Genomic DNA, 203 nt, shown 5'->3' with positions numbered 1-203 from the left:
TGGTGGAGCTAGACGGGATCGAACCGTCGACCTCTTGCATGCCATGCAAGCGCTCTCCCAGCTGAGCTATAGCCCCGAATTTAGCGTCTCGCGACGTGCGTAATGCAGATGCATCACTGCTGGAATATGGCGTCCCCTAGGGGACTCGAACCCCTGTTACCGCCGTGAAAGGGCGGTGTCCTAGGCCACTAGACGAAGGGGAC

The 203-nt window shown here is 59.1% G+C and carries 2 tRNA genes; both read right to left on the bottom strand.

Features of this window, described 5'->3' with window-relative positions:
• Positions 1 to 76 (bottom strand) — tRNA-Ala (locus ACTV8E_RS20765).
• Positions 77 to 127: 51 nt separating this feature from the next.
• Positions 128 to 203, bottom strand: a tRNA-Glu gene (locus ACTV8E_RS20760).

Origin of the sequence: Pseudomonas sp. B392_1p (assembly GCF_052245235.1) — a bacterium.
Taxonomy (GTDB): domain Bacteria; phylum Pseudomonadota; class Gammaproteobacteria; order Pseudomonadales; family Pseudomonadaceae; genus Serpens; species Serpens gallinarum.
This window is presented reverse-complemented; position numbering and strand designations above follow the sequence as displayed.